The organism is Micromonospora sp. NPDC023956, from assembly GCF_040639195.1.
Taxonomy (GTDB): Bacteria; Actinomycetota; Actinomycetes; order Mycobacteriales; family Micromonosporaceae; genus Micromonospora.
The window spans coordinates 22,606-43,441 of record NZ_JBEZZN010000002.1; the positions used below are offsets into that span (position 1 = coordinate 22,606).

Genomic DNA, 20,836 nt, shown 5'->3' on the forward strand with positions numbered 1-20,836 from the left:
GGGATTGCCGGCGCACTCCCGTGTCCCGGCGGCCAACTTTGATTACCTCTTTATGATCGGCGGTTAAAAGTGCGTAAACTCATCATGCTGGCCTTGGTGGGCTTCGGCGCCCAACTCGTCGACGGCAGCCTGGGGATGGCCTATGGAGTGACATCCACCACATTGCTGCTCGCCATCAACACCAGTGCGGCCAGCGCGTCCGCCACCGTTCACCTGGCCGAGATCGGCACCACGCTCGCCTCCGGTGCAGCCCACTGGCGATTCGGCAACGTGGACTGGCGGGTGGTACGCCGGGTCGGCGTACCGGGAGCCCTCGGGGCCTTCCTGGGAGCGACCTTCCTCTCCAGCATCTCCACCGAGGCCGCGGCACCGGTCATGTCGCTGATCCTGCTCACCCTCGGCTGCTACCTGCTGATCCGCTTCACCGTCGCCGGGTTGCCCACCGGGCGGGTCGGGCTGCCGCTGCGCAAGCGGTTCCTCGGTCCACTGGGTCTGGTCGCCGGCTTCGTCGACGCCACCGGTGGTGGCGGTTGGGGTCCGGTCGGCACGCCCGCCATCCTCGCCAGCGGCCGGATGGAGCCGCGCCGGGTGATCGGCTCGATCGACACCAGCGAGTTCCTGGTGGCGGTGGCCGCCAGCCTCGGCTTCCTGCTCGGACTCGGTTCGCAGAACATCGACTACGGCTGGGTGCTCGCCCTGCTGGTCGGCGGCATGGCCGCCGCCCCGATCGCGGCGTGGCTGGTCCGGAAGGTGCCGCCCCGGGTGCTCGGCTCGGCGGTCGGCGGCATGATCATCCTGACCAACGGCCGCACCCTGCTGCGCAGCGAGTGGGTGGACGCCCCGGACGCCGTCCGGTACGTCTGCTACGCCGTCGTGACGGCCGCCTGGGCCGCAGCGGTGTTCTGGTCGGTCCGGCAGCATCTCGCCACCCGGAACGAGACGTCGGCCACCCCCGCCGAACGGGCCGGACTGGCCGACGAGGTCAGCCCCTGACCACGTCCCGCCCCGAATCCGGACCGGACGGCACCCGTCGTCGGGGCGGTCCGGGCCACCCGGGTGCGCGCCCCCGCCGGCTCCGGTGCGGCACGGTCGCACCCGGGTGGTCCGCCGCGCCCCCACGGCACCGGTGACCTCCGGACCGACCGGTACGTCGCGGAGGAGCCGATGGGGTGCGGCGGCCCACCGTCAGGTCGCCGGCCCGGCAGGACCGGACGGCGGCCCGGCAGGACCGGTCGGCGGCCCGGCAGGACCGGACGGCGGCGGTCCCACCTCCCCGGGCAGCGGCACCGGCTGCGACCGGCCGGCCCGCGCCCCGCCCAGCACCACCACGACCGTGCCGACCAGCAGCACCCCCAGACCGGGCAGGGAGCCCGGCTGCGGGAGCTGCCCCAGCCAGAGCCAGCCGATCACCGCCGCGCCCGGCACCTCCAGCAGGATCAGCACGCTCACCGTGGTGGCCGAGACCCGCCGCAGCGCGTAGTTGAACATCGAGTGCCCGAGCAGTTGCGCCCCGGCGACCAGCGCGAGGATCACCAACCAGGTGTCGGTGTCGTACCCACCGAGCCGCACCCCGCCGACGAGGCAGACCACCAGCAGGACCGCGGCACAGACGCTGTAGCAGATCGTGGTGTAGGCGGCGGTGCTCACCGTCTCGCGGGCCCGCTCGCCGAGGGCGGTGTAGCCGGCGATGAAGACGGCACCCGTGACGGCCAGCAGGTCGCCGGCGAAGGCCCGGCCGGAGACGGCGACGTCGGCACCGCTGGCCAGGACCGCGCCGAGCACCGCGATGCCGATGCCGGCCCACACCGTGCCCGGTAGCCGCCGGCCCTGCCAGCGGGCGATCAGCCCCTGCCACACCGGCTGGGTGGCGCCCAGCGCGGTCGCGGCGGCGACCGAGGTGAGCTGCGCGCTCGGCATCCAGGTGGCGAAGTGCCCGGCCAGCGCCACCCCGGAGAGCACGCAGTACCAGCCCTGACGCCGCCCGGCACCCGAGGTCAGGGCCCGGAACTCGGCGCGCCGGCGGACCAGCGACCACGGCGCGATGACACCGGTGGCGATGAGGTTCCGCCAGAAGGCGACGGCCAGGGCCGGCGCGGTCGCGAACGCGATGAGCGGTGCCGACGAGGAGACCGCCGCGACGGCCAGCACGATCGCCCCGGTGGTCAGCGGGTCGAGGGGCGGGCGGCCCGGTGACGGCTGCACGGGAGGGCCGCCGGTCAGCGGCGGCGTACCCGGTGCAGGCGGAAGGGCTTGCGGGTCCGCCGGACGGCGGGGGTGTCCCGGGGTGGCTCGGCCAGCGAGCCGTCCGGCAGGGCGGCCCCGGCGAGCGGCGTCCCCACCGGCTCCAGCCGGCTCAGCGCGCAGCCGTCCGCCACCCACCGGTCCACCATCTCGGTCGCGGAGCCCGGGGCGTTGAGCCGTTTACCGGCCACCGCCGGGGCCACCGAGGCCCACAGTTCGCTCGCCGGCTCCACCCGCGAGACCCGCGCCGGGAAGGTCACGATCCGTCCGCCGTGGTCGCCCCGGATGGTCACCTCGGCCTCCGTCGCCCCGGCCAGTCCGGGCGCCTTCTGCTCCCCCGGACCGCTCACCACGAACAGCGCCCCCTCCAGCGGTACGCACCACAGGGCGAGCGCCGGTCCGTCCGGCACCCGGACCCAGGCCACGGCGGCCTTCTTCAGCGCCTCGTCGACCAGGGGCGTGGTCGCCCGGTCCCCCACCTCGTCGCTCACACCGGGAATCCTGCCCTACCGGACCCCCTTCCCGCCCGCCGGACCTTCGCCCGTACCCGGGCCACCGCCGGCGGCCCCGCCCGGGAGCCGCCCCGCCGTCGGCCGTGGAGCGGGCCGTCAGCCGAGGAAGGGCGGGACGTTGATCTCGCCCCGGGCGACCGGCATCACGTGGCCGCTGACCGTCGCCCCCAGCGCGGCGCCGCCGCCCGCGGTGACCGTGCAGGTCAACACGGACGGGCGGTTCAGCTCGTAGCCCTGCTCGACGGTGTACGACGACCGCCCCTCGCCGGGGAGCAGGCCGCTGGCGACCAGCCACACCCCCAGGCCGAGGGCGGCCGAGCCGGTGGCCGGGTCCTCGGGCACCCCCAACCCGGGCACGAAGACCCGGGAGCGGGCGGTTTGCGTGACCGCGTCCCAGGAGAAGACGCTGACATGCTCCACTCCGTACCGCTCCGCCGCCCGTGCGTCGACCCGCGCGCGGGCCACCGCGTCCGGGCGGACCGGCAGGTAGGGGAACTCCAGCCCGCAGCCGGCCACCCGGGGCGCCGGTCCGGCGTGGTCGGTGGCGCGCAGGCCGGCCACCTCAAGCAGCGGCTCCACGTCCAGCTCCGGTCCCAGCGTCGGCATCCCGCCGGTGAGCGTGGCGGCCATCCCGGTCACCTCGACCGGCAGCACCCCCGCGCCGCACTCCTGAGTGACCTGCCCGGTGTCGAACAAGCCCCGTCGGCAGGCGGTCACCGCCGCGCCAACGCTCGGGTGGCCGGCGAAGGGCAACTCCGCCGCCGGGGTGAAGATCCGGGCCCGGTATGTCGCACCGGCCTGGGTGGCGGGCAGCACGAACACCGTCTCGGAAAGGTTGAACTCCCGCGCGAGCGTCTGCATCTGCTCGGTCGCGAGCCCCTCCGCGCCGAACACCACGGCCAGCGGGTTGCCGGCGAACGGGCGGTCGGTGAAGACGTCCACGATCTCGTAGGCCAAGGTCGACATGTTGATAGACACTAGGCGCATAGGCTGGTCGGCGTGAGCACGCCGACCCGGATCTACCTCGCCCGACTCGCCGGCGTGGCCGTTTTCGACCCGAACGGCGACCAGGTGGGGCGGATCCGTGACGCGGTGGCCCGGCTCCGGCCGACCAACCGCCCACCCGAGGTGGTCGGACTGGTCGCCGAGATGCCGATGCGGCGACGCATCTTCCTCTCCATCAACCGGGTCACCACGCTCGAGGCGGACGCCGTCGTACTCGGCACCGGCACGCTGAACCTGCGCCGCTTCGAGAAGCGCCCCAACGAGCTGCTGGTCCTCCAGGAACTGCTGGACCGCCGGGTGCACCTCGAGGCGGACGGGCGGCCCGGCACCGTGGTCGACGTGGCGATGGAGTGCACCCGGGGCGGCGAGTGGTCGCTCGGCCGGGTGGCGGTCCGGGAGCAGAGCGGCCGGCTCACCCGTCGGGGACACCTGCACCAGGTGGAGTGGGACAAGGTCCGGGGGCTGACCGGCTTCGCCGACACCCGGGGTACGGCCAACCTCCTCGCCGTCCTGGAGGACATGCGCCCGGCCGACCTGGCCAACGCCCTCCAGGACCTGCCCGACCTGCGCCGCAACGAGGTGGCGGCGGCCCTGGACGACGAGCGCCTGGCAGACGTGCTCAGCGAGCTGCCCGAGCGCGACCAGGTGGAGATCCTCACCGCCCTGGGCCGGGAACGCGCCGCCGACGTGCTGGAGGAGATGGACCCGGACGACGCGGCCGACCTGCTCAACGAACTGCCCCCGCCGGAACAGGACGTGCTGCTCGACCTGATGGAACCGGACGAGGCCGACCCGGTGCGCCAGTTGCTGAAGTACACGCCGGGTACCGCGGGCAGCGTGATGACCTCCGAGCCGGTGATCCTCCCGCCGGATGCGACGGTCGCCGAGGCGCTGGCCCGGATCCGGGAGCCACAGCTCTCCCCCGCCGTGGCGGCACAGGTCTTCGTCTCCCGGGCCCCGATGACCACCCCGACCGGGCGCTACCTGGGGATGGTGCACTTCCAGCGCCTGCTCCGGGAGCCCCCGGCCGACCTGCTCGGCGGGGTGGTGCTCAACGACATCGACCCGCTGCGCGAGACCACCCCCCTGCCGGAGATCACCCGTCGGATGGCCACCTACGACCTGGTCGCCATGCCCGTCGTGGACCGCAACAACCGGCTGGTCGGCGCGGTCACCGTGGACGACGTACTGGACCACTCCCTGCCCCGGGACTGGCGGGACCGGGACGCCGCGGCCGACCTCTCCGACTCCTCCGGCGGCGCCCTGCACGGGGAGGCGGACGGGAGCTGGCTGACGGACGGTGGGCATGGCTGAGCAGCGCCGCTCCGAACGGCTGGACCAGCCGGCGGAGCCCCGCACGATCAAGCTGCCCCGGTTCGACCCGGAGGCGTTCGGACGCTGGTCCGAGGGGATCGCCCGGGGGATGGGCACGGCGAACTTCATCGTCTACATGACGGTGGTGATCGCGGCCTGGTTCGTCTGGAACACCCTGGCCCCGGCCCAGCTGCGCTTCGACCCGTACACCTTCACGTTCCTGACCCTGGTGCTGTCCCTGCAGGCGTCCTACGCGGCCCCGCTGATCCTGCTCGCACAGAACCGGCAGGCCGACCGGGACCGGGTCTCGCTCGAGGAGGACCGCCGTCGCGCCACCGCGCAGAAGGCGGACACCGAGTACCTGGCGCGGGAGATCGCCGCCCTGCGGATCGCCCTGGGCGAGGTGGCCACCCGGGACTTCCTCCGCTCCGAGCTGGCCCGGCTGGCCGAGGAGCTGGACGAGGCCCAGCAGCGCCGCCACCGGCTCGAACGTCGGCAGCAGGAGAAGCCCGGCCAGCGCCCCGAACCGCTCGACGAGCCCTTGGACGAACCGAGAGCGGGCCCACCGGGCACGGACTGACCGACACGGACCGGCCGGGCACGGAGCCCGCTGGTCGAGCCGCTCTGCCCGGACCGGCCGGGCACGGACCGACCGGGTCGCCGGAACCGGACCAACCGGACGACCGCCGACTCGCTCACACCGCCCCCGCTGCCCGTGGTCACGGACGGGCACCGACGTAGCATTGCGGGCATGTCCGCACCCGTCAGCACCGTCTCCGACGCCGTCCAGTCCGCGCTGGCCACCGTCGACGACCCCGAGATCCGCCGGCCGATCACCGACCTCGGCATGGTCCGCTCCGCGGTCGTCGGCGACGACGGCGTCGTCCGGATCGAGCTGTTGCTCACCGTCGCCGGCTGTCCGCTGAAGGAGAAGCTGCGCTCCGACATCACCGCCGCCGTCGGCGCGGTGCCCGGGGTGACCGGGGTGGAGATCGAGTTCGGGGTGATGAGCGCCGAGCAACGGCAGTCGCTCCAGGCCCAGCTGCGTGGCGGGGGCTCGACCGAGGAACCGGTCATCCCGTTCGCCCAGCCCGGCTCCCGGACCCGGGTGTACGCGGTGGCCAGCGGCAAGGGCGGCGTCGGCAAGTCCAGCGTGACGGTGAACCTGGCCGCCGCGCTCGCCGCCCGGGGGCTCTCCGTCGGGGTGGTCGACGCGGACATCTACGGCCACTCGGTGCCCCGGATGCTCGGCACGGACGCCCGCCCGACCCGGGTGGAAGACATGATCATGCCGCCCCAGTCGCACGGCGTGAAGGTCATCTCGATCGGCATGTTCACCGCCGGCAACGCCGCCGTGGTGTGGCGCGGCCCGATGCTGCACCGGGCGTTGCAGCAGTTCCTCGCCGACGTCTACTGGGGCGACCTGGACGTCCTCCTGCTCGACCTGCCCCCGGGCACCGGCGACGTGGCGATCTCGCTGGCCCAGCTGCTGCCGAACGCGGAGATCCTGGTGGTCACCACCCCGCAGGCCGCCGCCGCCGAGGTGGCCGAGCGGGCCGGCGCGATCTCGCTACAGACCCACCAGCGGGTGGTCGGCGTGATCGAGAACATGTCCTGGCTGGAGCTGCCGGACGGTTCCCGGATGGAGGTCTTCGGCTCCGGTGGCGGGGCGACCGTGGCCGAGTCGCTGACCCGGATCATCGGCGCGCAGGTGCCGCTGCTCGGGCAGATCCCACTCGACACCCGGGTCCGCGAAGCCGGCGACGCCGGCACCCCGGTCGTGCTCGCCGATCCGACCGCCCCGGCCGCGAAGGCACTGGACGCGGTCGCCGACCGGCTGGCCGTACGTCGTGAGTCGCTGCTCGGCAAGCCCCTCGGCCTCAAGCCCGCCGGCCGCTGACCGACCTCGATCGGCTCCGCCGCTCGCGGGCCGGGTCAGACGCTGACCGACGCCGCCCGGCCCCGCCGCTCGCGGACCGGGGTCAGGTGGCGTCGACGTCGTAGCTGCGGGGCCGGGGCGGCGTGCTGGCCGCGGTGGCACCGGAGCGCACGTCCGCCGCGGCGGCCACGTCCTTCAGCTCCTTGTGCACCCCGTCGACGTCGGCCCGCAGGTCGTCGTAGATGCCCTGCAACGGCTTCCGGATCGCCTGCTCGTCCTCCTCGCTGAGCAGGTGCTTGCGGATGAACGCCTTGGGGTGCAGGTCCTCCAGCTGGATGTCGGTGCCCAACTCCCGGCTCAGGTCGGTGGTGGCGTTGCGGGCCATGTTGCGCAGGTTGCGCACCATCCGCAGGCCGTCGCTGATGACCGCCGGCAGTCGGTCGCCGAAAATCAGCAACGCGAGCAGCAGCAGCGCACCGATCTCGAAACCGCCCAGGTTGTCGAACACGCGCAGCCTCCTCCTCGGCACCTGTCGGCAAGCGTACGCACGCCGGGCAGCTTCCGGGAGGGGGCGGCCGTCCCCTACTTGGCGTCCGCGGCCAGCGTCACCGAGGCGGTCTCCAGGGACGAGCCACGTCGGTACTCGACCGTCACCACCGACCCGGGAGCGAACTTGCGCACCAGGGCGATCAGGTCGGTCGGCTCGGACAACGGTCGCCCGGCCAGCCGGAGGACCACGTCGCCGGCCCTCAGCCCGGCCCCGGCCGCCGGCCCGGACGGCTCGACCGCGACCAGTCGTACGCCACCGGTGGCGCTGGGGGCGGCGCCCGGTCCGGGCACCTCGGCGCCGATCACCGTACGGCGGGCCTTGCCGGTGCCGATGATGTCCTGGGTGATGCGCTTGGCCTGGTTGATCGGGATGGCGAAGGCGAGGCCGATGTTCCCGGCCTCCTGCCCGTCGGAGACCAGCGACTTGATCGTCGAGTTCACCCCGACGACCCGACCCGCGCCGTCCACCAGCGGACCGCCGGAGTTGCCGTGGTTGACCGCCGCGTCGGTCTGGATGGCCGCGTAGTAGCGCACCGGTCCGCCCGGCTCACCGGCCCGCATGGTCCGGTCCAGGGCACTGACGATGCCGGCGGTCACCGTGTTCGCCAGGGAGAGCGGCGAACCGATGGCGAGCACCGGGTCGCCGACCGCGAGGGCGTCCGAGTCGCCGAACTCGACCGGCCGCAGCCCGGTCCGGGCGACCTTGATCACAGCGATGTCGGACTCCGGATCCTGGCCGACCAGGGTGGCCGGGGCGGAGGAGCCGTCGTTGAAGATCACCGTCGCCCTGCCGTTGCCCCCGGCGATCACGTGGTCGTTGGTGATCACGTGGCCGTCGGCGCTGGCGATGAAGCCCGAGCCCTCGCTGGTGCCGGCGGCACCGCCGACCCGGACGGTGACCACGCTGGGCAGCACCCGCGCGGCGACCCCGGCCAGCGAGTCGGGCTTGCGCTGGGCGGCCACCGGCGCCTCCTGCGGCTGGGCCCCGAGCACCGTCCCGCCCGCGCCGCCGCGTACCGCGAACACGTAGCCCAGCGCGCCGCCGAGCGTGCCGGCGAGCAGCGCGGCGACCACGACGATCAGCAACATCTGGCGCAGCACCGGTCGACGGGGCGCGTCCGGGTCGGCCACCGGTTCCGGTTCCGTTCCCCGCACCGGCACGGCCGGCAACACCACGGCGGTGGGCGCGGCCGGGTCCCGCCACGGGTCGGCGAGCGCGTCGGACCACCAGGGCGAGGCGGTACCCGTGGCGTGCCCGCCGGCCGGTACGCCCCCGTTCGTCGGTCCCCCGTACCCCCCGCCCGTCGGCAGGCCCCCGGCGACCGGCGGCTGCGGCGGTACGGGGTTGTTCGCGGCGGGCCGGCGCCAGTCCCAGCCGTCGGTCACGTCGGTGCCTCCCAGTCCGTCCCGAGCCCCGTCCACCGGGGGCGGGCCGGCGGCACCGGCCCGGCCGCGACGGACGGGATCACCATCCAGGATTGCACGGATGCCCGGTCCGGGACCCATGGTCGTACCGGCGGACACCACAGCGACCGACCGCGTGACTGCGCCCCTCGACCGTCGCCTCTAGGCTCATACGGCCAACCCGCCCCGCTCCGCTCCCGCCGCCCCCGGAGGTGTCCCATCGCCACGGCCGCCAGTTCCGGCAGTTCCACGGCGCAGGCCCTGCAGTTCGCCGAGTCGTACGTCGCCGAGGATCTCGTCCTGCGCACCGCCCGCAGTCTCGCCGAGGAGGTGGGCGTCGACGCGGTGACCACCGGGGCCGGTGCCGCCCTGCGGCTGCTCGCCGCCGCCGGCAGTGCAAGGGCGGTGGTGGAGGTCGGCACCGGGACCGGGGTCAGCGGCGTCTGGCTGCTCCGCGGGATGCGCGCCGACGGGGTGCTGACCACCATCGACGTGGAGGTCGAGCACCAACGGATCGCCCGGCGGATCTTCGCCGAGGCGGGCTTCCCGGCGGGCCGTACCCGGATCATCGCCGGACGTGCCCTCGACGTCCTGCCCCGCCTCGCCGATCGGGCGTACGACCTGCTGTTCGTCGACGCCGACGTGACCGGGGTCAGTGCCTGTGTGGACGCCGCGCTGCGGCTGCTCCGTCCGGGCGGCGTGCTCGCCGTCAACGGTGCCCTGGCCGGCGGGCGGATCGGCGACCCGGCCGCCCGTGACCCGGAGACGGTGATGCTGCGCGAGACCATGAAGGCGCTCCGGGAGTCGGAGGAGTGGGTGCCCGCCCTGCTCCCGGTCGGGCACGGCCTGCTGGCCGCCATCCGCTGCTGACCGCCGCACCACCGGGGCTTCCCCGCACGGTCCCCGGGTGTGTGCAGGGGTCCCCTCCTCGGCAGGATGCGGTAGGAAGGGCCCCTGCAACCACCCCGGGCGGCAACGTCCGACCGGGCAGCCACCGGGTGCGGCTCAGGCCAGTGTCGCCAGCCAGCGCAGCAGGCCCCGCACGCCCCAGCCGGTGGCGCCCCGGGCGAGTTCCCCGGTGGCGTCGGACGACCAGGCCGGCGCGGACATGTCGAAGTGCACCCAGCGGTCCCGCAGGTCGCCGGTGAACTCCCGCAGGTACAGGGCGGCGACCACCGAGCCCGCGCCCCGGTTCGGGGCGCTGTAGAAGTCGGCCAGGTCACTGCCGAGGTACTCGACGTAGTCACCCACCAACGGCATCCGCCAGGACCGCTCACCCGCCTCGGCGGCGGTCGAGACCAACGCCTCGGCCAGCTCGTCGTTCTCGGTGTAGAGCGCGGCGTGCCGCGAACCCAGCGCGATCGAGTTGGCCCCGGTCAGGGTGGCCAGGTCGATCAGCACGTCGGGGGCGAGCCGGTCCACCGCGTACGCCAGAGCGTCGGCGAGCACCAGTCGGCCCTCGGCGTCGGAGTTGGTCGACTCGCTGGTCAGCCCGCCGTAGTGCTGGATCACGTCGCCCGGACGGAAGGCCGACCCGGAGACCATGTTCTCGGCCAGCGGCGCGAGCGCGGTGATCCGGACGGGGAGGCGCAGCGCGGCGGCCCCGAGGGTGGCGGCGACCACGGCGGCGGCCCCCGCCATGTCCTTGCGCATCAGCTTCATGCCGGACAACGGCTTGATCGAGATGCCGCCGGTGTCGAAGGTGATCCCCTTCCCGACCAGCACCACGTGGGTCGTCGCGCCGGCCGGGTGCCAGCTCAGCTCGACGAGGCGGGGCCCCTTGGCCGAGCCGCCGCCGACGGCGAGGATGCCACCGAAGCCCGCTTCGGCGAGTTCGTCGGGCTGCCAGACCCGCAGATCGACGTCGGGCAGGTCGGCGGCGAGCCCGGCGACCTGGCCGGCGAACCAGTCCGGGTTCTTCACCGACGACGGCATGTTGGTCAGGTCCCGGGCGAAACAGGTCATCCGGGCGGTGGTTCCGGCGGTGTCGAGCGCGGCGGCGTACCGTCCCGGCTCGTCGACCGCGATCTCCAGTTCGGCCAGCGCCGGGGTCGACGTGGCGTCGGCCAGCCGGAAGCGGTAGGAGGCCAGTAGCGCCCCCTCGGCCAGGCCGCGTACCGCCTCCGGCGGTGCACCGGCCGGCAGGGCCACGGTGGCGGAGGTCTCCTCCGCGAGGGTACGGACCAGCGCGGCCCCGGCGGCCCGCCAGCCGGCTTCGTCGTCGTCGCCCACGCCGAGCAGCAGCAGCCGTGCGGGGGTGGCCAGTGGGCGCAGGTGGAGCCGGGTCTCACCGGCGGTCCCGGTCAGGGCCGCCGCCGAGACCAGGGCGGTGGCCTCCGCGACCAGGTCGTCGGGGAGTGTCGCCGTCGTCGGGACCAGCGCCGCCGGGGCGTCCGTCCCCTCGGCGCTTCGGACAGGTAGGACGAGGGTGTCGAACCGGTCGGGACCGATCACCAGACGGATGTCCAGCACGCTTTGCCGTACCTCCTGGGATTCAGGAACACGAAGAGCCTGAGCCACCGGTGTACCGGTGGCTCAGGTTCTTCCGGACCACCCGGGCGGCGGACGCCACCCGGGCCACTCCTCCATCAGCCGGCGGCTGCCTTCAACGCGTCACCGAGCGCGTTGGCCTCGTCGGGAGTCATCTCGACGACGAGCCGGCCACCACCCTCCAGCGGAACCCGCATGACGATGCCCCGGCCCTCCTTGGTGACCTCCAGCGGACCGTCGCCCGTCCGCGGCTTCATCGCCGCCATGTTGTCTCCCCTCAGACCTACACCAGGGTCGGTGGGTTGCCCCACAGCCACTTCGCGTTAAACCCACCACGCGCCGACGCGCGGTGCTGACCAACGATTTTCCCTGATGAACACCGCCGGACCCAAACCGAAGCAGCATTGGTGTAACAGCGTCTAGCATATCCCGAATAGGCCTGTCACAATGTGCGGTCATGCAGGCACGGTCGGCACTCTTCGACCTGTACGGCGACCACCTCCGTCCCCGGGGCGGCCGGGCACCGGTCGCCGCCCTGGTCAAACTGCTCGCACCGCTCGGTATCGCGCCCCCGGCCGTGCGTACCGCGGTCTCCCGGATGGTGCGGCAGGGCTGGCTGGACCCGACCCGACTCGCCTCCGGACCGGGCTACGGGATCACCCCGAAGGCGGCCCGCCGACTCGACGAGGCGGCGTCCCGGATCTACCGCACCGCCCGGACCGGCTGGGACGGCCGGTTCGACCTGATCGTGCTCGACGCCCCGAGCAATCGCCGGGAACGGCAGCGACTCGCCACGACCCTGCGCTTCCTCGGCTACGGCACCCTCGACGAACAGACCTGGGTCGCCACCCGGGCCGCCGAGGACGCCGACGTCGTGCTGACCGAGGGCGGCGTCCGGTACGAACGCTTCACCGCCGCCCACGCCGGCGGCACCCCGGGCGCGGTGGCCATGGTCCGTCGCGCCTGGGACCTCGCCGAGATCGGCCGGGCGTACGAGGAGTTCGTCGCCGAACAGCGCCCCCTGCTGGCCACGGTCACCGCGCGCAGCGGTGACGAGGAGGCGTACGCGGCGCGATTCCGACTGGTGCACGCGTGGCGTACCTTCCTGTTCAAGGATCCGCAGTTGCCCCCGGCCCTGCTGCCCGAACGCTGGCCCGGCACCAGCGCCGCCAGTTTCTTCGACCGACACGCGGCCCGGCTCCGCCCGGCCGCCGACCGGTACGTGGAGCAGTGCCTCGACCTGGGCAGCCGCCCCGTACGACAGAAGGGTCGTTAGACACGTGACCGAGCCGCTCCTGGTCGACCGCACCGACGCCGTGGTCACCCTGACGCTGAACCGCCCGACGGCCATGAACGCGCTCGACGTGGCGCTCAAGGAGGCCCTGCGGGACACCCTCGCCGAACTGGAGACCGACCGGACCTGCCGGGCGGTGGTGCTCGCCGGGGCGGGCGGGCAGTTCAGTGCCGGCCAGGACCTGCGGGAACACGTGGCGACCCTGGAGTCGACCAAGGGCGACGCGCTGGCCACCGTCGGCGCGCACTACAACCCGATCGCCGCCCGCCTGGCCAACCTGCCCAAGCCGGTGGTCGCGGCGGTACGCGGCATGGCTGCCGGGGCCGGGGCGTCGCTGGCCTTCCTCGCCGACATCCGGATCGGTGGGCCGAGGACGAAGTTCCTGATGGCCTTCGCGAAGGTGGGGTTGGCCGCCGACACCGGCGCGTCCTGGACGCTGCCCCGGCTGGTCGGCCACGCCAAGGCGGTCGAGCTGCTGATGCTGGCCGAGCCGGTGGGCGCCGAGGAAGCCCGCCAGCTGGGACTGCTCAACCAGCTCGTGGCCGACGACGAGCAGGTGCTGCCGACCGCCCAGGAACTCGCCGCCCGGCTGGCCGCCGGTCCGACCGTCGCGTACGGGGCGATCAAGCGCCAGCTCTCCATCGCCGACGCGGGCACCCTCGCCGACGCGCTGGCCGCCGAGGCGCAGGCGCAGACGATCTGCGGGGGCACCGCCGACCACCGCGCCGCCACCCATGCCTTCGTCCGCAAGGAGCAGCCGGTCTACGAGGGGCGCTGAGCCGGCGGGATCAGCGGGCAACGTACCCGCCGTCGACCGGGACGGTGTGGCCGGTGATCCAGGCAGCCTCGTCGGAGGCGAGGAAGGCGACCACCCCGGCGATGTCCTCCGGGGTGGGGATGCCGGGTTTCGGGTTGAAGGACTCCATCTGCTGACGCATCAGTGCCGGATCCGGTGCGCTCGCGATGAAGTGCTCGACCAGCGGCGTCATCACCACGGTCGGGGCGATCGCGTTGACCCGCACCCCGCGCGCCGCGTACTCGATGGCCGCCGACCTGGTCAGCCCGACGATCCCGGCCTTGGTGAAGGTGTACGGCGAGACGTTCTCCTGGGCGGCCAGCGCGGTGGTCGACGAGGTGTTCACGATCGCTCCGCCACCACCGCGCAGCATCGCCTCGATGCCGTACTTGAGCACGTGGAAGACGCCGTCGCCGTTGATCCGCCGGACCCGCTCCCAGTTCTCCAGATCCATCTCGTGCAGCGGCTGCTGCTTGCCGTCGATGCCGGCGTTGTTGAAGATCACGTCGATCCGTCCGTAGCGGTCGAGCGTCGTGGCGATGCCCTGCTCGACCGAGTCGGCGTCACCGGTGTCGACCGTCACCCACAGGGCATCCGGCAGTTCGGCGGCGACCCGCGTGGCCCCCTCGGCGTTGATGTCGGCGATCGCCACCCGGGCACCCTCGGCGGCGAACCGCCGGGCGGTGGCGGCGCCCAGCCCGGACGCACCGCCGGTGACGAAGACGACCCTGTCCTGAAAGCGCATCGGCGTTCCTCTCCCGCGCCGCGCGTTCGGGCGGCGTACCGGGAACCGGCAGCGCCGGCTCCGTGCCGGCTGCGTACCCGCGAGGACGGGTGCTAGTCGTCCTCCTCCGGGTCCTGGTTGGCCTCCGCGCCGAGCACGAACGCCTGCATGGCCAGCTCGTCCCCGCTGGGCGAGACGTACGCGGGCAGCTCCCGGGGGCCCAACTCGCGCACGTACGACCAGAAGATCCGCACCGCCTCGGCCGGGTTCGCCGCCTCGATCGGCAGGTCCAGGCTGACCAGCCAGGTCCGCCGGGGTGGCGGGGGCCCGAGCCGGTCGGCCAGGGCCTGCCAACGGTCGGCGGCGAGCGGGGTGACCGGACCCTCGGGTACCAGCCCGTCGACCGGCAGCGGCTCGTCGAAGGCCCGCCGGGTGTACGACACCACCAGCGGCGTCGGCACGTCGTCCGCGCCGGGGTCGTCCGGATCCTGTTCGGTCCCGACGCCGGACGCGACCCGGCCGAGCGCGACCAGCACCGGTGGTTCCCCGTCGACGACCACCGCGACCGGGTCACCGGGGGCCGGCCGGTGCGCGGTCTCCAGGCCGGTCAGCTCCAGCGTGTCGTGCTGGACGAGCCGCTCGGCGTCGTACCGGTCGGCGGGGAGCAGCACCGCCCAGGCCCGATCGGTGCCGGTCATGTCCGCCATCCCGTCACGCCGCCGGGACGAGGACGACGTGGCAGCCGGCGACGTGGTCGTCGACCATGCCGGTGGCCTGCATCAGCGCGTACGCGGTGGTCGGCCCGACGAAGCGGAAACCGCGCTTCTTGAGCGCCTTGGCCAGCGCGGTCGACTCCGGCGTCACCGCCGGCACCTCGGCCAGCCGGCCGGGACGGATCGACCGGGCGGGCGGGGCGTAGGACCAGAGCAGCGCGGAGAGCCCCTCGGGCAGGTCGAGGGCGGCCCGCGCGTTGGCGATCGCCGCCTCGATCTTGGCCCGGTTGCGCACGATTCCCGCGTCGCCGAGGAGTCGGGTCACGTCGGCCTCGCCGTAGCCGGCGACCGTGGTGATCCGGAAGTCGTCGAAGGCCCGCCGGAACGCCGCGCGCTTGCGCAGGATGGTCAGCCAGGAGAGGCCGGACTGGAACGCCTCCAGCGTGATCCGCTCGTAGAGCGCGTCGTCGCCGCGCAGCGGCCGACCCCATTCCCCGTCGTGGTAGGCCGCGTAGTCCGGGGTGCCCGCACCCCATCCGCAGCGGGCCAGCCCGTCGGCACCGGTCACCAGGTCGTCCACGGCATCCACCGTAGGTCACCCGGTGCCGGACCATTGCCTCGGCCCGCCGGGCTGCCTATCGTGCTGGTTACCGATCGGTAGCAGCGCCACTCCGGCGCGGCCGACGGCGGTGGGAGGCGCGGCCCGATGAAGGACTTCCCGGACGTCATCGCCTGGTCGATCCCGGCCTTCCTGCTGCTGATCGTGCTGGAACGGGTCTCCTACCTGCTGCACCGCGACGACGACGAGCTCGGCTACTCGACGGCGGACACCGCCACCAGCCTGACCATGGGCCTGGGCAGCGTCGGGGCGGACCTGCTCTGGAAGATCCCGATCACCGCCGCGTACGCGCTGCTGTACGCGCTCACCCCACTGCGGATCGGCGAGGTCTGGTGGACCTGGCCGCTGATCCTGCTGGCGCAGGACTTCTGCTACTACTGGTCGCACCGGGGCCACCACGTCGTCCGGATCCTCTGGGCGACGCACGTGGTGCACCACTCCTCGGAGCGGTTCAACCTCTCCACCGCGCTGCGCCAGCCCTGGACGAGCGCGGCCGGCTGGGTCTTCTACGTACCGCTGGTCCTGGTCGGGGTGCATCCGGCGGTGGTCGCCTTCTGCGGCTCGGTCAACCTGCTCTACCAGTTCTGGATCCACACCGAGCGCATCGACCGGATGCCCCGGTGGTTCGAGGCGGTCTTCAACACCCCGTCGCACCATCGGGTGCACCACGCCTCGCAGGGCGGTTACCTGGACCGCAACTTCGGCGGCATCCTGATCGTCTGGGACCGGCTCTTCGGCACGTTCGCCCCCGAACGGGACCGCTGCGTCTACGGCCTGACCACGAACATCGCCACCCACAACCCGCTGCGGGTGGCGTTCCACGAGTACGTCGCGATCGCCCGGGACGTACGGGCGGCAGCGTCCTGGCGGCACCGTGCCGGCCACCTGCTGCGTTCCCCGGGCTGGCGGCCCGACCCCGCCGACGGCTCCTGACCGCCGCCGACGTCGCACCGGTCAGGGCAGGCGGCCCTGCTCGACGAGCCGGCCGAACTTCCGCAGCGCCCCGGTCAGGCTGAACTTCGAGCCGGGCCAGAGCACCGGCCAGGCGACCCGGCCGGCCGCGCCACCGGGCAGGTGGAACCACTCGTGCCACACCACCTGGGTCCGGTCGCCCTGCATCGGGGTGCAGCGCAGCACTCCGGGGCCGCGCAGCAGCCGCCCGCAGTGGACCACACCCACCTCGTACGGCGCGTCGACCCGGACCACCCGCATCTCGTCGCGCAGCGCCGCCGGCCCGATCGTGGTGACCGCCTCGATCAGGCTCCCCTCGCCACCGTCCCCCTCCACGACGCGGACCCGGGTGAAGGGGATCCACTCCGACTGGCGCTCCCACGCGGTGAGGGCGGCGAAGACCCGTTCGGCGGGCGCGTCGACGATCACCGTCGCGGTGACCTCACCGGCACCGGGTTGGGCCGCCTCCCGCAGTTCCTCCGAGCCTCCCGGTGCGGTCACGCCGACTCCGACCGGACGACCGGGTCGGACTGGCCGGCCGGGGGGTGCTCCGCTCCGGCGTCGTCCGCGTCGCCGTCCCGCCGGGGGTCACCGGCCGGGGCGGTGGCGTCGGCGGAGGGGCTGGCCACGGTAGCCGGGGAGTCCGTGTCGGCCGGGGTGGGACCGGCGCCCGGGACGTCGTCGGCAGCCACGGCGGCGGAGGCGCCGGTCAGCGCGGCCAGCCGGGTGTCCCGCAGCTGGTCGGCCTCGATGGTGCGTCCCTCCCGCAAGGCGGCGACCTCCGCTTCCAGCACGCCGATCAACTCGGACTTGTAACCGATGTCGTAGGCCGCCCGGCGCAGCGCCTGGTCGACCTGGTCCATCCGGTACCCCCGCAGCGCGGTGTCGAAACGAACCGTGCCGATGTCCGACTCGGCGAGCGGACGGCCGCCGGGCAGCGGCACCGACCGGCCGTCCGGCTCGACCGGGACCAGGCCCGGATCACGACCGCTCACCAGGACCGTCACACCGAACACCACCGCCGCGACGGTCAACGCCACGACCAGCAGGAGCAGAAGCTGACCCATGCACAGATCGTGGCATGACGATCGCCGTCGGGCGACCCCGGATCACCGCGTGCCGTCGACCGGTTCGGACGGTGTCCGGGGCACGCGGGGGCGGGCGGACCGGCTAGCGTCGCAGACGGTCGGTTACGGGCGGGGTTCGGGAGGCGGGCATGACCGGGACGCTGCGGCTCGGCGGGCGTACGTTCGCCCCGGGCGAGTTGGTGGTGATGGCGATCGTCAACCGCACCCCGGACTCGTTCTTCGACCGGGGTGCCACCTACGCCGCGGACAGCGCCCTGCGGGCCGTGGAGCGGGCGGTGACCGAGGGCGCCGAGATCGTCGACATCGGTGGGGTGAAGGCCGGTCCCGGCGACGAGGTGGACGTCGCCGAGGAGATCCGCCGTACGGTCGACACCATCGCCGCCGTCCGGGCCGCCTTCCCGGAGGTGGTCATCTCGATCGACACCTGGCGGGCCGAGGTGGCGGTGGAGGCGGTCGCCGCCGGGGCGGACCTGCTCAACGACACCTGGTCCGGCGCGGACCCGGCGCTGGCCCGGGTGGCCGCCGAGAGCGGCGCGGGGCTGGTCTGCTCACACGCCGGCGGGCTGGCGCCGCGGACCCGGCCGCACCGGGCCGCCTTCGACGACGTGGTGGCGGACGTGCTGAGCACGGTGACCGGCCTGGCCGACCGCGCGGTGGGGCTGGGGGTACGCCGCGACGGGATCCTCATCGACCCGGCACACGACTTCGGCAAGAACACCCGGCACTCGTTGGAGATCACCCGGCGGCTCGGCGAGCTGGCCGGCACCGGGTGGCCGCTGCTGGTCGCCCTGTCGAACAAGGACTTCGTCGGGGAGACCCTCGACCTGCCGGTGGCCGAGCGGCTGGAGGGCACCCTCGCCGCCACCGCCGTGTCGGCCTGGCTGGGCGCCCGGGTGTTCCGGGCCCACCAGGTCCGGCAGACCCGGCGGGTGCTGGACATGGTGGCCTCGATCCGGGGGGACCGGCCGCCCGCCCTCACCCGACGCGGCCTGGCCTGAGCCGGCCGCCCGGCCCCGCCACCCATCTCTCGCGGGGTCGGCGAGGACGACGCCGGTCGGGACCGGCACCGTCGCCGGTCAGGTCCAGCGCAGGATGTTCCGCCGCCAGGCGTAGAGGATGCCGAGCGCGAGCACGGCCACGAAGATGCCCATCTCGGCGACGGTGACCAGGCCGAATCCGGGCCGGTCGAAAACCACCGCCCAGGGGAAGAGGAAGACCGCCTCGACGGCGAAGAGCACGTAGAGGTACGCGTAGACGTAGTAGCGGATCTGCATCTGCGCCCAGTCGCCACCCACCGGGTCCAGGCCGCACTCGTAGCTGACGCGCTTGCCCGGCGGATCGGCCGGACGGGCGGGACGTAACACCCGGTTGGCCGAGAACGCCACTACGAAGAAGAGGACGCTCGCGGCCAGCAACAGCCCGAGCGTCGCGTACGAGCCCAGGTACCCGCCCATGGCCCGACAGCCTACCGCCCACCCGCCGGCCCCGACCCGTTACGCAACTGTTTCCCGGCGGACCAGTGTCATGCGACAACTGTTACCGAATAATGAATCCTCACCCACTGTGACCGGAGGAGAGATGACGCGCCCCGACGCACGCCCCGGTGAGCGCCTCCGAGACCGGTGGGTGGTGTCCCTGCTGTCGATCTCGCTCGCCGTCGGCGCCGCCACCGCGGCGGCCGTGGCCCCGGGCCTGGCCACCGCCGCGCCGGTCACCGCCGGGCAGGCGTTTGCGCCGGTCACCGATCCGGCAGGCAACGGCGACCCGGAGCCGCCGACGGATCCGCCCACCCCGACCGAGCCGGCGCCCACCACCGCGCCGCCCACCGAGGAACCGCCGGGCGAGACGCCACCGCCACCGACCACCGCCGCACCCGACCCACTACCTACGGTGACCACGGCCGGTCCGCCGCCCACCCCCACCCGAAGCGCGACGCCCCGGCCGCCGCTGCCGACCCACTCCCTGCCGACGACGTCCGCCCCGGGTGAGCCGACCGCCGCCCGGCTCGGCGTCCGGGTCACCACCGGGGACGTCCACCTGACCACCGAGTACTGGAACGCGGCGAGCACCACGGCAGCCCTCCGGGTCACCGTGACCAACACCGGCGAGGTGACCGGCCAGGTCGGCCTGGCGTACGCCCTGCCGGCCGGGGTCACCGACGCCGGTACGCCGGGGTGCGCCCCGGCCGGCGACGGTGGCCACCGGTGCGGCGCGTGGACGGTCGCGCCGGGCGCGCGGTTCAGCACCCTGATCCGGGTCCGGGTCAGCGGGGACGCCTGGCGGCAGATGCCGCTCAGCGGCACGGTGTCGGTCACCGCGACCGCCCCGGGGCAGCCCGCCCCGGTCAGCGACGACGAGGGCTTCGCAGTCCTGTTCCCGCCCGGCCCACCGGTGCCCGGCATCGCGCTGGAGGCCGACGAGGTGGCCTTCGACATCGGCGGCGGGCCGAGCACGCTGGAGGTGCGGCTCGGCAACACCGGCTCGGTGGACGCCGCAGGCCTGGTCGAGGTGGTCCTGCCCGACGGGGTGAGCGTGCCCGAACCGCCGGCCGGCTGCACGTCCCAGCCGGCCACCGGGCGCACCCGGTGCGAGGTGGGGACGGTGTCGGCCGGCCGGACGGCCGTCCTGCGGCTTCCGGTGGTCGCGACGCCGGAGGCGCAGCGGCGGGCACCGTTCTCCGGCGGGGTGGTCGGCCAGCTCGACCCGCGCAACGTCGAGAGCCGCCGGGTGCAGATGAGCTTCCGGATCACCGCCGCCGCCGCGCTGACCACCCCGGTGGCCGGCGCGCCCCAGCCGACCGGTTCGCAGGGTGTCCTCACCGGTTCGACCAGAGGTTCGGGTCCGGACGACGGATTGAGCCCGGCGCAGCGGACCGCGATCATCCTCATCGGTGTCTCCGGCCTCCTGGTGGTGCTGGCACTGACGCTGGCGACCACGTCGCTGCGTCGGCGGCTGACCGGCGTGCCGGGCGGGGCGGCCGGGGCCGGCGACGGCTCCAAATGATCTCCATCGATCGACTGACGGAAGCCCGACCGGTGATTTCGATTACGGCCCTAGCCGCGAAACGTCACAAAACCGTACAGTTTCCAGGGTAAGGCGGTCCCATTCGGCGGACCTGCGGCCCGATGGGACCCCCTGCCCGACGTAGGCTCCTAGATGTTGAGCGAAGCGGGCCGGGTCGGTTTTCCGGATGGCCCGCCCCAGCAGTGCGTCCAAGGAGGTCAGGTGGCCGGGCAAGGCGAGGCCAGCATCAGGTT

The 20,836-nt window shown here is 73.8% G+C and carries 23 protein-coding genes; 10 read left to right on the forward strand and 13 right to left on the reverse strand.

Features of this window, described 5'->3' with window-relative positions; all coding sequences use genetic code 11:
- The first annotated feature begins 69 nt into the window (after positions 1-69).
- Complete coding sequence (locus tag AB0F58_RS02520; RefSeq protein WP_357136856.1) at positions 70-993, forward strand: sulfite exporter TauE/SafE family protein; 924 nt, start codon at positions 70-72, stop codon at positions 991-993.
- 192 nt (positions 994-1,185) lie between these two features.
- Here AB0F58_RS02520 and AB0F58_RS02525 read toward each other — a convergent pair whose 3' ends face one another.
- The 3 genes from AB0F58_RS02525 to AB0F58_RS02535 form a co-directional block, all read right to left on the reverse strand.
- Entirely contained in the window at positions 1,186-2,202 is a 1,017-nt protein-coding gene (locus AB0F58_RS02525; protein ID WP_357136859.1) for a DMT family transporter, read from the reverse strand.
- A 14-nt stretch (positions 2,203-2,216) separates the two neighbouring features.
- Positions 2,217-2,732, reverse strand: coding sequence for a hypothetical protein (locus AB0F58_RS02530; RefSeq protein ID WP_357136862.1), 516 nt, complete (start codon positions 2,730-2,732; stop codon positions 2,217-2,219).
- A gap of 117 nt (positions 2,733-2,849) precedes the next feature.
- Positions 2,850-3,719: a PhzF family phenazine biosynthesis protein gene (locus AB0F58_RS02535; protein ID WP_357136864.1), complete on the reverse strand. Its 870-nt coding sequence runs from the start codon at positions 3,717-3,719 to the stop codon at positions 2,850-2,852.
- A 33-nt stretch (positions 3,720-3,752) separates the two neighbouring features.
- Here AB0F58_RS02535 and AB0F58_RS02540 point away from each other — a divergent pair, with 33 nt between their 5' ends.
- The 3 genes from AB0F58_RS02540 (at position 3,753) to AB0F58_RS02550 (ending at position 6,972) form a co-directional block, all read left to right on the forward strand.
- Entirely contained in the window at positions 3,753-5,072 is a 1,320-nt protein-coding gene (locus tag AB0F58_RS02540; RefSeq protein ID WP_357136867.1) for a CBS domain-containing protein, read from the forward strand.
- Positions 5,065-5,652 (forward strand): DUF1003 domain-containing protein, encoded by a 588-nt coding sequence (locus tag AB0F58_RS02545; protein WP_357136869.1) that lies wholly within the window; start codon positions 5,065-5,067, stop codon positions 5,650-5,652. Before AB0F58_RS02540 ends, AB0F58_RS02545 begins: the two co-directional genes overlap by 8 nt.
- Positions 5,653-5,823: 171 nt before the next feature.
- Entirely contained in the window at positions 5,824-6,972 is a 1,149-nt protein-coding gene (locus AB0F58_RS02550; protein WP_357136872.1) for an Mrp/NBP35 family ATP-binding protein, read from the forward strand.
- 82 nt (positions 6,973-7,054) lie between these two features.
- Here AB0F58_RS02550 and AB0F58_RS02555 read toward each other — a convergent pair whose 3' ends face one another.
- On the reverse strand, positions 7,055-7,459 hold the full coding sequence (locus tag AB0F58_RS02555; RefSeq protein WP_357136874.1) for a preprotein translocase subunit TatB: 405 nt from the start codon (positions 7,457-7,459) through the stop codon (positions 7,055-7,057).
- A gap of 74 nt (positions 7,460-7,533) precedes the next feature.
- On the reverse strand, positions 7,534-8,901 hold the full coding sequence (locus tag AB0F58_RS02560; RefSeq protein WP_357138620.1) for a trypsin-like peptidase domain-containing protein: 1,368 nt from the start codon (positions 8,899-8,901) through the stop codon (positions 7,534-7,536).
- A 264-nt stretch (positions 8,902-9,165) separates the two neighbouring features.
- Here AB0F58_RS02560 and AB0F58_RS02565 point away from each other — a divergent pair, with 264 nt between their 5' ends.
- Positions 9,166-9,774, forward strand: coding sequence for an O-methyltransferase (locus AB0F58_RS02565; protein ID WP_357138623.1), 609 nt, complete (start codon positions 9,166-9,168; stop codon positions 9,772-9,774).
- Positions 9,775-9,909: 135 nt separating this feature from the next.
- Here the strand turns inward: AB0F58_RS02565 and AB0F58_RS02570 are convergent, their stop codons facing one another.
- Positions 9,910-11,376, reverse strand: a complete 1,467-nt coding sequence (locus AB0F58_RS02570) for a leucyl aminopeptidase family protein (protein ID WP_357136876.1) — start codon at positions 11,374-11,376, stop codon at positions 9,910-9,912.
- Between the two features lie 116 nt (positions 11,377-11,492).
- Entirely contained in the window at positions 11,493-11,660 is a 168-nt protein-coding gene (locus tag AB0F58_RS02575) for a DUF3117 domain-containing protein (protein ID WP_007455245.1), read from the reverse strand.
- 191 nt (positions 11,661-11,851) lie between these two features.
- Here AB0F58_RS02575 and AB0F58_RS02580 point away from each other — a divergent pair, with 191 nt between their 5' ends.
- Entirely contained in the window at positions 11,852-12,670 is an 819-nt protein-coding gene (locus tag AB0F58_RS02580; RefSeq protein ID WP_357136878.1) for a PaaX family transcriptional regulator C-terminal domain-containing protein, read from the forward strand.
- A gap of 4 nt (positions 12,671-12,674) precedes the next feature.
- Positions 12,675-13,466 (forward strand): enoyl-CoA hydratase-related protein, encoded by a 792-nt coding sequence (locus AB0F58_RS02585; RefSeq protein WP_357136880.1) that lies wholly within the window; start codon positions 12,675-12,677, stop codon positions 13,464-13,466.
- 10 nt (positions 13,467-13,476) lie between these two features.
- On the opposite strand, the gene AB0F58_RS02590 is transcribed toward AB0F58_RS02585, so the two are convergent.
- The 3 genes from AB0F58_RS02590 to AB0F58_RS02600 all read right to left on the reverse strand — a co-directional run bounded on the left by AB0F58_RS02590 (position 13,477) and on the right by AB0F58_RS02600 (position 15,501).
- On the reverse strand, positions 13,477-14,229 hold the full coding sequence (locus AB0F58_RS02590; protein WP_357136883.1) for an SDR family oxidoreductase: 753 nt from the start codon (positions 14,227-14,229) through the stop codon (positions 13,477-13,479).
- A gap of 92 nt (positions 14,230-14,321) precedes the next feature.
- Positions 14,322-14,915: a hypothetical protein gene (locus tag AB0F58_RS02595; RefSeq protein WP_357136885.1), complete on the reverse strand. Its 594-nt coding sequence runs from the start codon at positions 14,913-14,915 to the stop codon at positions 14,322-14,324.
- Positions 14,916-14,919: 4 nt separating this feature from the next.
- A complete protein-coding gene (locus AB0F58_RS02600) occupies positions 14,920-15,501 on the reverse strand; it encodes a DNA-3-methyladenine glycosylase I (RefSeq protein WP_357136887.1) in 582 nt (193 codons plus the stop codon).
- A gap of 126 nt (positions 15,502-15,627) precedes the next feature.
- Between AB0F58_RS02600 and AB0F58_RS02605 the strand changes: the two genes are divergently transcribed.
- Positions 15,628-16,473 carry a sterol desaturase family protein gene (locus AB0F58_RS02605; RefSeq protein WP_357136890.1) on the forward strand — a complete coding sequence of 282 codons (846 nt, stop codon included), beginning with the start codon at positions 15,628-15,630 and terminating at the stop codon, positions 16,471-16,473.
- 21 nt (positions 16,474-16,494) lie between these two features.
- On the opposite strand, the gene AB0F58_RS02610 is transcribed toward AB0F58_RS02605, so the two are convergent.
- Entirely contained in the window at positions 16,495-16,992 is a 498-nt protein-coding gene (locus tag AB0F58_RS02610) for an SRPBCC family protein (protein ID WP_357136893.1), read from the reverse strand.
- On the reverse strand, positions 16,989-17,558 hold the full coding sequence (locus AB0F58_RS02615) for a DivIVA domain-containing protein (RefSeq protein WP_357136896.1): 570 nt from the start codon (positions 17,556-17,558) through the stop codon (positions 16,989-16,991). The genes AB0F58_RS02610 and AB0F58_RS02615 overlap by 4 nt, the downstream gene beginning before the upstream one ends.
- A 149-nt stretch (positions 17,559-17,707) precedes the next feature.
- Here AB0F58_RS02615 and folP point away from each other — a divergent pair, with 149 nt between their 5' ends.
- Positions 17,708-18,577 (forward strand): dihydropteroate synthase, encoded by an 870-nt coding sequence (folP, locus tag AB0F58_RS02620; protein WP_357136898.1) that lies wholly within the window; start codon positions 17,708-17,710, stop codon positions 18,575-18,577.
- A gap of 78 nt (positions 18,578-18,655) precedes the next feature.
- On the opposite strand, the gene ndhC is transcribed toward folP, so the two are convergent.
- The gene (gene ndhC, locus AB0F58_RS02625; RefSeq protein WP_357136901.1) at positions 18,656-19,033 is read right to left on the reverse strand and encodes an NADH-quinone oxidoreductase subunit A; all 378 of its coding nucleotides are present in this window, start codon (positions 19,031-19,033) and stop codon (positions 18,656-18,658) included.
- 175 nt (positions 19,034-19,208) lie between these two features.
- On the opposite strand from ndhC, the gene AB0F58_RS02630 reads away from it, so the two are divergent.
- The gene (locus tag AB0F58_RS02630; protein ID WP_357136904.1) at positions 19,209-20,582 is read left to right on the forward strand and encodes a hypothetical protein; all 1,374 of its coding nucleotides are present in this window, start codon (positions 19,209-19,211) and stop codon (positions 20,580-20,582) included.
- Positions 20,583-20,836: the final 254 nt, after the last annotated feature.

Coding starts and splice junctions, on each gene's coding strand:
- AB0F58_RS02535 (WP_357136864.1), bottom strand. CDS start 3,719: ATGTCGACCTTGGCCTACGAGATCGTGGACGTCTTCACCGACCGCCCG.
- AB0F58_RS02545 (WP_357136869.1), top strand. CDS start 5,065: ATGGCTGAGCAGCGCCGCTCCGAACGGCTGGACCAGCCGGCGGAGCCC.
- AB0F58_RS02550 (WP_357136872.1), top strand. CDS start 5,824: ATGTCCGCACCCGTCAGCACCGTCTCCGACGCCGTCCAGTCCGCGCTG.
- AB0F58_RS02575 (WP_007455245.1), bottom strand. CDS start 11,660: ATGGCGGCGATGAAGCCGCGGACGGGCGACGGTCCGCTGGAGGTCACC.
- AB0F58_RS02580 (WP_357136878.1), top strand. CDS start 11,852: ATGCAGGCACGGTCGGCACTCTTCGACCTGTACGGCGACCACCTCCGT.
- AB0F58_RS02590 (WP_357136883.1), bottom strand. CDS start 14,229: ATGCGCTTTCAGGACAGGGTCGTCTTCGTCACCGGCGGTGCGTCCGGG.
- AB0F58_RS02595 (WP_357136885.1), bottom strand. CDS start 14,915: ATGGCGGACATGACCGGCACCGATCGGGCCTGGGCGGTGCTGCTCCCC.
- AB0F58_RS02605 (WP_357136890.1), top strand. CDS start 15,628: ATGAAGGACTTCCCGGACGTCATCGCCTGGTCGATCCCGGCCTTCCTG.
- AB0F58_RS02615 (WP_357136896.1), bottom strand. CDS start 17,558: ATGGGTCAGCTTCTGCTCCTGCTGGTCGTGGCGTTGACCGTCGCGGCG.
- folP (WP_357136898.1), top strand. CDS start 17,708: ATGACCGGGACGCTGCGGCTCGGCGGGCGTACGTTCGCCCCGGGCGAG.
- ndhC (WP_357136901.1), bottom strand. CDS start 19,033: ATGGGCGGGTACCTGGGCTCGTACGCGACGCTCGGGCTGTTGCTGGCC.